The 13661-nt window shown below is 67.7% G+C and carries 6 protein-coding genes; 1 reads left to right on the top strand and 5 read right to left on the bottom strand.

From position 1 onward, the window contains the following. Nucleotides 1-42: 42 nt before the first annotated feature. Nucleotides 43-1329 (top strand): hypothetical protein, encoded by a 1287-nt coding sequence (locus GO999_RS21950; RefSeq protein WP_165592171.1) that lies wholly within the window; start codon nt 43-45, stop codon nt 1327-1329. A gap of 312 nt (nt 1330-1641) precedes the next feature. Here the strand turns inward: GO999_RS21950 and GO999_RS21945 are convergent, their stop codons facing one another. Genes GO999_RS21945 through GO999_RS21925 form a run of 5 tightly spaced genes read right to left on the bottom strand, consistent with a single transcriptional unit; the run spans nt 1642 to nt 13626 of the window. Further along, complete coding sequence (locus GO999_RS21945; RefSeq protein WP_197672502.1) at nt 1642-3072, bottom strand: metallophosphoesterase; 1431 nt, start codon at nt 3070-3072, stop codon at nt 1642-1644. Nucleotides 3073-3097: 25 nt separating this feature from the next. Further along, nucleotides 3098-3469 carry a DUF6508 domain-containing protein gene (locus tag GO999_RS21940; RefSeq protein WP_011004854.1) on the bottom strand — a complete coding sequence of 124 codons (372 nt, stop codon included), beginning with the start codon at nt 3467-3469 and terminating at the stop codon, nt 3098-3100. Nucleotides 3470-3484: 15 nt separating this feature from the next. Further along, entirely contained in the window at nt 3485-4675 is a 1191-nt protein-coding gene (locus GO999_RS21935; protein ID WP_211906872.1) for an ADP-ribosyltransferase family protein, read from the bottom strand. Nucleotides 4676-4712: 37 nt separating this feature from the next. Next, complete coding sequence (locus GO999_RS21930) at nt 4713-5612, bottom strand: hypothetical protein (protein ID WP_016726460.1); 900 nt, start codon at nt 5610-5612, stop codon at nt 4713-4715. A 40-nt stretch (nt 5613-5652) separates the two neighbouring features. Further along, nucleotides 5653-13626, bottom strand: coding sequence for a hemagglutinin (locus GO999_RS21925; protein WP_211906871.1), 7974 nt, complete (start codon nt 13624-13626; stop codon nt 5653-5655). Between the last annotated feature and the right edge of the window lie 35 nt (nt 13627-13661).

The following is a 13661-nucleotide window of genomic DNA, read 5'->3' as shown; positions in this document are numbered from 1 at the left end:
CACTACCTTGCCCAGTACTTTGCCGACGAAGAAGGACCGACCATGAAGACTGTTCTTTCTCGGATGGCGGGCATTGCGGCGCTGGCGTGCTCCGGCGTGGCGGTGTCGGCCGAGACCGCGACCGCCTGCGACCCGCTGGATCAGCGCGTGCGCGCAACCCGCGTCGCGGTGGGCGGCAACGTATCGCCCAGCGATGAATACACGCCGACGGTGATCGCACCGCGCGCCGACGGCACCGCCGTGCTGGCCTGGACGGACACGGTCTCCAAGCGCATCCGCTTGTCGACGCTGACGGCCAACGATGTGCCCGCCCAATCGCTGCCCAGCGTGGACGGACTGCAGGTGCATGCCGCGCTGGCGACAGCCAATGGCGGGCTCGCGCTGGCCGTGGTCGCCGATGATCCGGACATCTACTCGCCCAAGTATTGCTACAGCGCCAGCACGCCGGACAACGCGGTCTGCGGCAAGATGGATCTCGTGCTGCTGCGCGGCAACGGCAGCCAGATCGCGCGCACCACGCTGACCAAGAAGGCCAATGCCGACAGCGTCGGCGCCCAGTTTATCTGGTGGTACGGCCATACCGCGCGGCTGGCGACCGACGGCAAGACCATCGAGGTCTACTTCCGCTCGGCCATGTCGACGGCCCGGCCGGGCGTGGCGGGCGAGGTGGACATTCACGCCGGCGATACCCTCAAGTTCGTGCGTGCCGATACGGGTGCCCTGGTGCCCGGCGGTTGGGATTGGGGGTGCAGCCATAGCTGGTCGGTGCGCGCGGGCTACAACGGTGCGCAATGGGCCGCCGCCTGCCATGGCGACGCGTATCCCAACGCGATGCAATACGTGCACATGGCCGCGCCTGCCGCCAGGCAAGACACGCTGCAGTGGCTGAGCAATACCGATCCGTCACGGCGCGCGCTGGGCGGCCTGGTTCCCGCCGGCAACGGCTTCTGGCTGAACTACATCGAGCCGGCCGGCGGCAAGCTGTCGCTCAAGCTGGCGAAGCTGCCCAACAGCGGGACGGCCATGACCCCGCTGAGCACCGTCGCGGCGGCGACCTCGCTCGACACCGCCTATCCGTTCCGGCCGTACATGGCGGCCTACGGCACGAACCAATTGCTGATGGGCTGGAAGTCCGGCGGCAAGCTGGTGCTGGCCGTGGCCGATGCCGCCACGGGCAAGATGCTGGAAGGGCCGGTGAAGACGGCGCTGTCCATCGATGCGTTCCAGGAGATGGTGACCACCGGCAGCGGCGACGTGGTCTGGGCCCACAGCGATGGCGGCGGCACGATTGCCGTCAATCGCGTGGCGGCTTGCCAGCGGTCGAACTGAAGACCATCGCCGCGCGGCCGTCGCGCTTGTCCGGATGGCGCGCGGTCCCGTTGCGGGGCTGGGCGTTCGCTGCCTGAGCCGTCCGGGTCGCGGCGCCTGCTACCGCTTCGCATGGAACGTTCACGACGGGCGTCGCACCCGTCATGACCGCGATCCATCCACCGACGAGGCCGGGGCGGTGCGGGCCGCCACCGATAGGCCGTTCGGCCTGGCCCGGGCCGCCCCGCCGGGAACCTCAGAACGCCCGGCGTGCCTCGAACGCGACGGGCGGTGCATCGGCGCAGCGGGCAGCCTGCCTTGCGGACGCGGCCATCACTGTGCTCCCCCGCAAAAACACGTCGAAAAGGCTTTCGCGCTCAGGTTGGTGAGTGCGCAGGCAAACGCCGGCCAGTTCCGATTGGTGATCGTTCCGGAGTTGGCGCCGCCGGTATAGAACGCGATGTACTTGGCGCGCGTTGCCGGGTCCTTGGCGATGGCCGCGGCCAGCGTGTTCAGGTTGTCCGGGGAGAGCTCTCCCACGTTGTACGCCTGCTGGAACCCGTACTCCCATCGCCAGGCGCGCGTGTTCGACTGGCCCGATGCGGCATAGGTGCGGGCCCAGTAGTCGAGGGGGGCGCCGGTGGCGCGCTCGTAGCTGTAGATCTGGTAGCCCGGATTGTTGCGAAAGAAGGGCGTGACGGACGGAATGACGCGCTCATACGCAAAGGGCTTGCCGCCGCTGTCCGAGAGCACCCGGAAATCGTCCATGTGGCTGTGGCCGGTAAAGATCGCACGGACCTGGTCCGGGTAGCGCTGGAGGATGTTTGCCAATGCGTCCCCGCTCCCGGCCGCAAAATAGGGTACGGGCGAGGAAGAGAAACCGCACGCCCGGGTCGAGCTGTAGGCGTCGATCCCCGAGGGGATGTGCATGACGAGCGTGGCGGTGGCGTTTTCCCGCTTCATGCGATAGAGGGTGGATTCCAGCCACAGCAGCAGGGCTTGCGACGGATTGGTGTAAGTGAGCCCGCAGGTGTTCCGGTACTTGGCAGACAGGAACGTGTTTTCCAGCACCACGAAATAATGGCGAGCCGTCCGGGGGTGCGGAATCACATAGGCGCCCAGCTCGGGATACGCGGAAAAACCGGCCGGGCTGCCGGCCGCTTCCGCCATGGTGGCCGTGAGGTCGTACAGGAATTCACTGGATGGCTCGATCTGGTAGTCGCCGCAGAATGAATCATTGTTGCCCAGCGTGGCGACGACCGGCACGTCGGGAAACCGCGCTTTCAGCCCCATCGCCACGTAGCGGATGGTCTTGAGCACGAAGCTGCGGTAGGCGGCATCCGACTTGTCGGACGCGTACAGCATGTAGTTCTCGCGGAAATCGTGGGTCAGGAAATCGCCGGGCAGGATCACGTAGTCCAGCCTCCGCGCCTGGGGGGCGATGGCGTCCAGCGTCGTCTTGAGCAGCGGGTAGTCGGTGTCGTTGCCGGGGCCGGCCGGCTCGGTGATGGACGACGTCTTGAAAATGCCGTCCCACGCCGACGGCTCCGCGGCGGCCAGCCTGTCGACGAGGGCGGGATCATAGAACGGGTTGAAATGGATGTCGGACAGTGCGCCGAAGAAGCCCGGAGCCCGCGTGTCGCCGGTGGCCGGCGGATCGAGCGGCGGCGCGGCCTGGGCGAGCGCCAGCGTTGGAAACACCGTGCAGGCCAGGCTCAGTGCCAGCGCGGCCAGGAATCGGCGTGCGCCTCCGTGCTTGTTCATGATGTCGTCTCCCTTGTTTGCCCGGTTACACGCGGTTGTTGTCGTAGAGCCAGCGCAGGCGGCCGATGATCGTCGCCCACTTGCCCTGCTTGACCACTTCGTCCAGGTAGCCTTCGCTGAACCGGTTGAGCCGGATCTGCGCGGTGAGGACCTTGCGCAGCGTCTCGAGGTCTGCCGCCCTCAGCAGATCGTCGTTGGTGAGGTCGTCCAGGCGATCCCGGAATTCGGCGGGCCAGTCGAAGGGGGCGATGAACCCGGTCTCGTCGAGCGTATCGACAATGGTGCGCAGGTCCGGATGGGGCTCCACCGGTCCCGCCATGGCGGTCACGGTGTCGATGTGCGGAGCCAGGTCGAGGACCTTGGCAACCGCTTCGCGGCTGATGGTTGGCAGCGCCATGATGATCTCCTGTCGTTATGCCTCGGAAGCGATGAGTGCCGGCTGCTGTTCATCGAACAATGCACCCCAGCGCGGGACCAGTTGCTGCGTGTAGAACTCGCCGCCGTTGTGGCTGGCGTTCCAGTTCGCCTGCGTGACGCGGTCCCGCATGCTGCGGCCGAACAGGACTTCCTGCTCGCTGGGGAATGCCGAATACGCGCTGATCGGCTTTGCCGTGCCACTCGTGGTGTGAATGCGCATGGCGCCGGGAAAGCCTTGACCCGATGAATAGCTCATGTAGGCCAGATGCAGAAGGATATTCCCGACCTGGTATTCCTGGTACGCGCCGGCGTAGAAGCCTTGGCCGCGGTTGGCTTGTCCGGCCCAGCTCGGTATGTTTGCCAGGCCCGAATCGATCCATTCGAAGACGGGCATCAATGCCTGATAGTCCGCGTTCGTGATGTTGGATGCGCGCAGCACCGGGTTGACGGTGTAGGCGTAATTCGTGGTGTACAGCGCGATGCCCCAAACCTGGCGGTAGGTGAGGTAAGACGGGAAGCCGCCCCTGTCGGCAATGGATTTGGCCTGGCTGACATAGTTGCTGGGCGGGATGGTGTCGACATGCTGGTAGCGGTTCTTCAGGTCGGCAAAGAGCGCCTGCAACTGGGCATTCAGCTGCGGGTTGCCCTGGTACAGCACCAGATTGATCGTCGACAGCGGGAACGCCGCCCGCGAGCCCCACGAGACCGCGGCAAAGAACAGCGCCCGCATGATCAGCGAGGGATCGGCGCCGGCCGATCCGGTGGAAACCAGCGGCATCGCCACCGAGGTCTGGGCGCTGCCCCGGAACGCGCTCAGCGCCGTGAAGATCGCCGACACCAGGTTCACGCTGTTGGTTGCCGGGCTGGCCGGCTCGTAGACCAGCACCCTGGAAAACGCGATGCCGGGCTGCGGGTTGGACACCGGGTTGGAGATCCAGCACGGCAGGTCGGGCTCGTAGTTCGCGGCCTTGTTGCCCGACATGGCCTGCACGCTGACGCCCCGCGCCGCCAGGGCACCCAGGACCGAGCCGGGCGAGGGTGTGTAGTCTCCGGGCAGGCACGAGACCGCGAGGACGTCCACGTTGTGGCCGGTCATGTCGGCCACGTCGCCCACGTACAGGTTGAAATTGCGCGCGATGGCGCCGGGGTGGTCGATCGCCACGCTGTCGAGCAGGGTCATTGCCATGAAAGCACCTCCAGAGGGGAGAGCGGATGAACGGGGATCACTGCAGGCCGTACTGCTGCTTGAGCTGCGTGAACTGGGTGGTCAGGCCGGCCAGCCAGGACGGCGTGAACACCACCACCCGCACGCCGAGCAGGTTGTAGCCGCCGTTGATCGCCGACATGGCGCCGCCGACCAGCGCCGTCAGCACGGCATTCGGGTTGGCACCGGCCGATCCGGTGGAAAGCAGCGTGGTGGCCACGACGATGCCCGCGGCCGGGACCGCCGGCACGGTGGGCTGGAACTGCCGGATGCCGTCGAAGACGCCGGGAATGGCGGCGGGCGCGGCGGCGCCGGTCGATTCAAACACCACCAGCCGCGCAAACGCCTGGTTGGCGATCGGCTGGCTGATCCAGCAGTGATGTGTGGAGCGATAGTCGGCCGCCTTGTTCTGCGCCAGCGCGGCAACGTTGACGCCGATCGCCTGCAGCGCCGCGAGCACCGAGCCCGCGGACGGCGTGTAGTCGCCCGGCACGCAAGAGATGACCAGGTAGTCCACGTTCTCGGCGTTGGCCTTCATATGGGCCACGTCGCCCTGGTACAGGCCCAGTTCGTGACAGAAGTCCTGGGTGACCCCCGTTGCGCTCCACGCCAGGCTCACGGCCTGGGCCACGGCGGCGCTGATGGTGGCCGCATCGAAAGCGGGCGCCTTGGTGCTCGGATTCGTGCAGGCCTGCAGCGCCTGCGTGAGGGTGTCGGCCGAATAGAGGCAGGGCCAGACACGCACGATGGTATTGGCCATCTCGTTCGCGCTGGTCGACGGAAACTGCCCATAGCTGACCGGCGCGCATTCCAGCGGGCCGAAACCCGCCACGCGGCATCCTGTCAGCGTGTCTTTGAGCGTGGTGACGCCGCTCTGGATCAACTGGCCGATGCGTTCACTGACTTGGGGATTGCGCACGTCGCCTCCTTGTTGGGATCGGGTGTGGGATCACTGTTGTTCATGACTGCGTGAAGACCTGGCTGACCTTCTGGTAGTCCGCTACCGTCCAGTCGGGCATGTACTGGGCCCGCATGGCGGCCGCCGTGTCGACCAGCGTGTAGCCCGCCGCCTTCATCGCCTGGGCGACCGGCACCACGCCGGTTGCGGTGGCGACGAGCGTGAAGGCCGAGGCCAGCACGTGGACCATCTCCGTGGCGGAGGTGCTGCCGTACTGCCCCTTCAGGCTGGGGCCGGCCTGCTGCACCGTCATGCCGGCGCCGGCGCGCTGGATCGCGGTCTGGAAGATCGGCTGCGAGTAGACCTCGGACAGCCGCGCGTAGGCCGAGACGGTCCAGTTCGAGCCGTAGAAGGTGCGCATGGCGGCGCTGACGCTGGGCAGGTCGAACTGCGCCGCGCTCATGGCCGCACCCAGCGCGGCAACATCGTTGGGGACGCGGGTGAGCGAGAACGCCTGGCCCAGCGCCGTGAGAGTCGGTGCCGTGTCCTTGGCCGACAGGCTGAAGCCTTGCTGCACGGCCACCGCCGCGATCACGGCGCCCAGCGTCAGCCCCGCCTGCGCATAGCCGCCGGCAAGCGCGCCGATCACCGACCCCACGGTTGCCGCCGTGCCATAGGCCTGGATCAGCAGGTGCGCCAGCAGCGCCGGGGTGGCCTGCGCACCGTATTTCGCCAGCATCAGGGCAACCAGCGCGGATTGCGCCGGCGCCGCCCCGATGGCCGCGAACGCGGAAGCCACGGCCGCGCCGGCGGTCTGCGGGTCCAATGCCTTGCCTGCCGCGCTGAAGCCGGCGGCGAGCGTGTCGAGCAACTGCGCCGGGGTGGTGGCCGGGGCCGTCAGCAGCAGGCCGGTTGCGACGGCGGCAGCGGCCTGGGTGCCGAGGGCGCCGGCGCACGCCGTGCAAAGCGCTGGCATGCCCTGGTTGGGCGGCGCATACGTGCTGTCGAGCGCGATGCACAGGATTTCACCGTTGACCGAGGCGACCGCCGCCACGGTCTTGGTGGCTGCCGCGTTCAGTGCGTCGCCCGCCTGCCGGCTGCTGTCGGCCGCGCCCAGGGCCGGGGCCATCTTCGCATCGGACAGCGCAATCAGGTAGGCCGCCATCAGGCCCGCGGAGGTGTTCGCGCGGACGGCGCGGATGCCCTTGCTCTGCCCCACCGCGTCGTAGGCCGCCGATGCGAGGCCGACGCCGATCTGCACGCCGCTGAGCGCCGCCGGCCCGGTATAGCCCGCGTCCAGCGCGGCGGCAAAGAGTGCCGCCTCGGGCAACGGGTGATACAGGGCCGGCATGGCCGCCGCGCTGTCGTACGCGGAGAAGGCGGCATGCGCCAGCCCGTTGAGGCAGTCGGCCAGCGCCAGCCCCTGGTAGACCGTCTTCAGCATGGCGGCCAGCTTGGGCGCGGTCCCCGCGTCCGTCGGGTAGCGGGCGCGCAGCAGCGGCGCGACATCGGCGACGGCGTAGGGCGAGGCCGCGAGCGCTCCCGCCATGGCCTGCGCGGTTGGCGCCGGCGCCTGGTAAGCGCTGTTGAGCAGCGCATACATGTCGGCGGCGGTGGCGGTCGCGCCGGCATAGTGGGTCTTCAGGACGGGCGCGGCCTCGGCGGGCGGGAACGGCGACACGGCAAGCGCCGCGGCCATGGTTGCCGCCGTGGGCGCCGGCTGGGTAAAGGCCGCGCTCAGGACGGTGAACATCTGCGCGGCGGTTCCGGCCTCGGTCGGATAGCCGGATTTGAGCACCGGCGCGACATCGCCGAGCGCATAGCCCACGCCCGCCAGCACGGGCGCGAGCTGATTGGCGTGCTGGGTGTCCTGCGGGAAGGATTGGCGCAGCGCTGCCGCATTGGCCGCCGCGGGGTAGGGCGCGTTCTTGAGCAGGCCGGCCAGCAGTGCGACGGTACCGCTTTCGGTGGGGTAGTCGGTGCGCAGGACGCCGGCCGTGTCCGTTGCGGCAAACGGCGATGCCGCCAGCGCCTGCGCCATGACCGCGGCGCTCAGCGCGCTGCCGTCGTAGGCGGCGCGGAGAATCCCGGCCATCAGCGTGGCGGTGGCCGTGTCCGTGGGATAGGCCTTCTTCAGGGCCGGCGCGGATTCCGCTGGCGCATAGGGGGCGCCGGCCAGCGCGGCGGCCATCGCCTGCACGGTCGGGTGTGGGTTGGCATAGGCTGCGTTGAGCAGCGCAACCATGGCCGAGGCATCGGCGATGCCGGCGCTGTACAGCGCCTTGAGCGCCTTGGCCGTCTGCGCCAGGGCCACGCCATGCGCGGCGAACAGTGCCGCCATCTGCTGCGGCGTGCCGACGTCCACGCCGTAGTACTGCTGCAGCGCCCGGCCGATGTCGGTCGCATCGTACTGGCATGCCACCAGGGCGGCGGTCATGTCGCCGACCGGCAGCGTGGTCCAGACCTGCCGCAGCAGCGCGGCCATCGCCGGCGCGGTCGCGGTCTGCTGCGGGTAGTGCTGGTGCGCCACCGGCGCGGACTGCGTCGCGGTGTAGCCGCAGCCTGCCAGCGCGCTCAGCAGGACCTGCACGGTCAGTGGCTTGCCGGCCGCCGTATACGCGCTGATCAGCGTCGTGGCCATCGCGCCCGGCTGGTTCTGGTACGTCGGCTGGAAACGATCGAAGAGCGCTTTGCCGACCGGCGGCGCGTCGTAGAACGGAGCGAGGGCGGCGGCCAGCGCGTCCGGCCCGGGCGGTGGGCTCTGGTAGGCCTGGGTCAGGATGGTGGCCATCGCCGCGGCCGTGGGCACGTCCGGCGCATAGTTGTCGTGCAGCACCTTCGCCACGTCGCCCATCGGATAGCCGGCGGCGGCAAGCGCGTTGGCCATCTGCTGCGCGCTCAGCGACGCGGCCCCGGCATAGACCTGCGCCAGCACGGCCCGCATCTGGGCGGCGGTGCCGACCGCGCTGCCGTAGTTTGCCTTGAGCGCCACGGCCACCGCGCCGGGGGTATAGCTGGTGAGCGTGGGGTTCGCGGCCAGACGGCCGGCCGCGACGGCCATGTCGCCGGGCGCGTACTGGCTGAAGACGTGGATCAGCGCCTTCAGCGCGTCGCTGGACGAATAACCTGCATTGGCCTGGTCTCGCATGAGCGCGCTCGCGGTGTAGGGGTTGCTCGGTTGTTTTTTGTCCTGCGTCTGCTTCACCGCGCTGGCGACCTGGCTGCTGGAATAGCGGTTGTCGGTGTTGTTGCGCAGCGCTCGCGTGTTGCGCTCGGAGTCGTGGCTGCCGAAGATGTCCCACAGCCAGTTCGAGAGCGTGTCCAGCCCGTTGCCGAGCGTGTTGAGCAGGTCGACGAACCGGTCGATGGCGACCGCGAACACGCCCACCAGCGCTTTTGCCGCATCCGCCGCTTCCAGCAGGACGAGCAGCCCCTGCTCCAGGAACCAGACAAAGCATTCGGCCGTCTGCACCAGTGCGCCGAAGACCTGCGCGGCATTGCTCCCGAGCTGGCTGATGATGATGGCGGGCAGGCGTTCCAGCGTGTTCGAATCGACGTTGTAGTCGAAATTCAGGCGGCAGGTGATCTGGCAGCGCGCGCCGAGATCGACCTCGAAATCGCCGTGGAACTGCAGTTGGAAGACCGGATGATTCGGGCTCGCATCCAGCGTGAACACCGTGTTGGCGGACATCATCAGCCCGATCGCGTTGGCCGTGGCGGTTTGCACCCGCGTGAGATCGATGTGATCGGCCATGCGGTATGGCTGCCCGTTCTTGGTCACCGAGAAGCCGCTGATGCTGTTCGCGCCCTGCTGGGTCGAGAGATTGATGCTGAAGCCGCCTTCCGCATGGATGTAGAGCAGGTCCCTGTAGGTGAACGTCAGGTGGTAGTTCAGCAGCGAGCCGAGGTTCTGCGTGACGGAGAAATGGATCAGCGGCGGTGGCCCGGCCGACACCTCGATGTCCGCCTCGAAATTGAAGATCGTCAGGAACGAGCAGTACAGGTGGCCCCGGATCATGGGCTGGCCGGACGGCGGCTGGCTGTCGACCAGGATGTCGGGCCCGTGCGTCAGATCGTTGCTGGCCTTGGCGAGCACGATCAGCGGATTGTTTGCGCTGGGCCCGATCAGGATCGGGTCCATGCGGGCGGAAAACCGGATATGCGGCAGCTGGAACAGCGCCTCGACCTCGCCGCGCCAGTAGAAGATGACGATGACCCCGTGAAAGTAGAACTCGAACACGCTGGGGCTGTCGCCGATGGCGATGTAGAAGCAGACGTCCGGCAGCTGGATCGGCTGGATGATCGACGGCACGTCGATGCGCACGAACTGCTTGAGCAGGTAGGGAATCGTCACGTTGACGATATGCGCGCCCAGCTGCCTGGGGACCGGCACGCCCTCGCTGGCCGCCGTGACCGCAACGACCGCCAGCATCTTGACCATGATCTGGTCGGGATCGAATGCGCGCTCGTAGGCGGCATCGTCCACGGGTGGCTGGTGCTCCGCGCAGAAGGCGCTCAGGTCGGTCGGCACGCCGGGAATGGCCGGATTGCCGGCCTCCAGCGTGATCGGCCCGCAGGCGCGCACGGCCCGCATGCGCCGCATGCGGCCGCGCGTCTCGGCGACCTCCGCCGGGTGCGGCCGGACGTTGCGCATCAGCGTGGGCACCGCGTCCTGCCTGGGCGGATTGCTGAAGCTCACCATGCCCTCGAAGCCGCCCTCGATGCCCAGGCCCGTGAAGACCAGCCCGAGCTTGATCCAGTCGAGCTGCAGCGTGAAGCCGCCCAGGCCGAGCGCGTCGTTCCAGGTGAAGATCGGCTGGCCGTTCTCGCCGGACGCGATGATGAAGGCATACGTCGATGTCACGCCCGTCGACAGCTGCAGGCGCAGATAGCGCTTCTGCTTGGTGTTCGGGTCGACGTTGTAGATGCCCTTGTAGAGAAAGGTCGATTGCAGCGCCAGGGCCGGCTTGCCGCTGATCACGAAGTCGACGCTGATCAGCCGCATCGTGTCCCAGCCGAAGATGGGGACACCGTCCGCGTCGGTGTAGAGCGTGCACTTGAGCCACGAATTGGCCAGCTTGTCGGCAACCAGGCCCGCCACGGTGAGCGAAGGCGGCAGGGTCTTGCTCGGCAGGAGTTTGGTCACGCCCCCGACGGCCGGGTCGGTGCTGGCGGTGGAGAACGACGCGTAGAAGTTGAGGTATTTGAGCGCGCCCTTGTAGTCGGGGAGATTGAACGCGGCGGGATAGGCGAAGTCGGGGCTGTTGAACGAGCTGACCGCCACCAGCCAGGTCTGCTTGTCGAAATTGAAGCTGCCCAGCACATCGGTGAAGCCCGGCAGGCTCCAGTGGCTGTCGACCTTGATGCCGACCACGAATCCCCAGCCGACCGCGGCATCGCGCTGGATCGCCAGCACGGCATTCACCTTGGCACCCTGCACGGTGATGGTGCCGTAGAGCCGGAACGACGACGTGCTGCCGCGCGTCCCGACCACCAGCTGCGCATGGACGTCCGAGAACAGGATCTGGTCCAGCGGCATGAACCCGCTGGTGTATTCCACCGCGGTCACCGCGCTGTCGCCCAGCAGCGACCTGGCGATATCGCGCGCGGACACCGGATGGTCGGCCGAGACCAGGGTGCAGTCGACCACCACGCCCTTGCTCGTGTCATACAGGACCTTGAAGCCGACGCTGCCGATGTCGAACGCGCCGGTGACGCAGATCGTCTTGTCCTTGGCGGTGCCGTCGCCCGCTCGCACGGCGGTGATATCCGCGCCCAGCGAACGGATCGTGAGACTGGTGATGCCGATGCTCACCGTCCACGGCCGGTTCTGGCTCGGGTCGGAAAAGTCCACCGTGGCCTGCAGGGCGTAGTCACGGGTATCCGTGGCGTAAGTGAGGCCGCCGCGCGTGATCGACACATCGGGCACGCCCAGTGCGGCGACGCTGTTCCACAGGTCCGCGCTGCCGAAACGGGTGATGCCGTTCTGCAGGGTGAACGGCGTGCTGGTGTCGAGCTGGGCGGACAGGTCCCAGCCGCCGGCACGCTTGGTCGCGCTCAGCATGAAGTTGGCGCCGAGGAACGCCACGCTGCCGCTGATATAGCCGGTGATCGCCAGTGCGCCGCCCGCGCCGGTCCAGTCGAATTCGAAATACGTCTCGACGCCGTTGACCACGAGGATGTCGGTGATGACCGTCCAGCTTCCGGTGGTGGTCAGCCCGAACGTCACCTGCTGCACCTTGCGGGTGGTCAGGTTGGCGGAAACGCTCACGCCGAACAGCGAGAAACGGTTGCCGGCCAGCGTGTCCGGCAGTGCATCGGCCACGCTCTGGCCGGCCAGCAGCCGGGTCATCTCGGCCAGCGACGGCAGCGGTACCGGCGCGGCGGAGACGGCGATCAGCCACGGCGCGGCCGGGCCGTCGCGGGTCACTTGCGCGGTGAGATAGACGGAACCGATCCGCAGCGCGCCGCCGACCTTCCCATAGGGGGAAATGCCCGTCTGCCGCGGATGGTCGACCGTGAGATCCACGTACAGCGACTCGAGCACCAGCTGATCGGTCACGATGGCCCAAGGCTGCGCTGTCGCAATGGCCAGATTGGCGCGCGTGAGCTGGCGTTGCTCCGGAGCCGGATCGAAGGTGAACGACAGATTTTGCAGCACGTAGGACGCCAGCGCGCCCAGGCCGGCCGGCAGGGACTGCGCAAGGTCGTTGCTGCCGAACAGGCCGCCGATCGCGTCGAGCGCATTGATGGGCCGGGTGCTGCGCGCGGAGAACGTCCATGGCCCTTGCCCGATCGGCAGGGCGATATTGGCGCTGACCCGGAGGCTGGCGCCGAGATCGACCGACCCCTGGATAAAGCCGGAAATCTGCAGGGCGCCTTGCTTGTCGCGCACGACGTTCAGGTTGAAATCGAGCGCGTGCAGCTCGATCACGCCATCGATGATCTTCCACACCGAACCCGACGCGTCGGCCGGCACGGTGCCGAGCGCGAGGGAGAACGACGAGAAGCGGGTGCGATCGGAATTCAGGCGCACCTGCATCGTCCTGAGCTCGAACACGTTCAGCGCGCGGACGGCATCCGGCAGCGCCGTGCCGAGCGAGACCCCGGCGAACCCCGCCAGAAAATCCGCGAGCCGGCCGATCGGCACCCGGGCGCCGGGCACCAGGCCCACGCCCCAGTTGGCGCCCGGCACCGGCAGGTACACGGCCAGGGGCAGGGCCACGCCGTTGACCGTCACTTCGCTTTCCGCACAGAGGTCGATGGACTGCTCGGTCACCAGGTCCTGCTGGTTGGTGGTGACGCTGTATCTGGCGTAAAGCGCAAGCCGGTTGCCGCGGAAATCCAAGGCCGGCAGGATGGTCGCCGGCAGGCTGAAATCCGGCAGCGGCGTGATGATGACGAGCGACTCGACCGATTGCTGATCGTTGTGCACCGATTCGGCCGACCCCGTGGTCTGCAGCGTGGGCGATACGCCGCTGATCAGCCGCGGCAGCGCATTGAGCGGCCACTGCGCGGTCTGGAGGCTGCCCCGCACATTGAGCCCCTTGACATACCGCTGCTGCGCATCGGCGAGGCTGGTCAGCACCAGGCATGGCGGTGGCGTGGTGTCCTGCACATAGCCGATATTGGAAAACCAGGTCTGCGCCAGTAGCGGAAAACTCTGGTCGAGGCTCCACCCGTCGTCGGCGCCGATCGTCATCGTCATGGCGAGGGCGCCGGTGGCGGCATCCAGGCTGAATACCGCATGCAGACCGGGCTGGTCCAGGCCGAGGGCGGTGCTGCTGCAGGTTCCGGCCAGCGTGATCGTTTGCGCGACCGGGTTGCTGTCGAGCGTCAGGCCGTCGCCCAGGAACGTCACCGACGCCGTGACGAACGCCTCCGGCAGGACGGCAAGGATGGCGCTGCCGTCGGTGCCGAGCGTCGTCCCGTTCAAGGGCACATTGCCGTTCGGCGATGTGCGATGCGCGGCGTCCAGCCGGTCGTACAGCGATTGCAGGACGGGCTCGAGGGCCGAGAGTGCCAATTCAGTCATCGCTGCTCCACGAACGGATCAAGGATCGGTCGCCA

It is taken from the genome of Ralstonia nicotianae, from assembly GCF_018243235.1.
Taxonomy (GTDB): domain Bacteria; phylum Pseudomonadota; class Gammaproteobacteria; order Burkholderiales; family Burkholderiaceae; genus Ralstonia; species Ralstonia nicotianae.
Note: the sequence above shows the minus strand (reverse complement) of the source record. Positions and strands in the feature narration are given on the sequence as shown.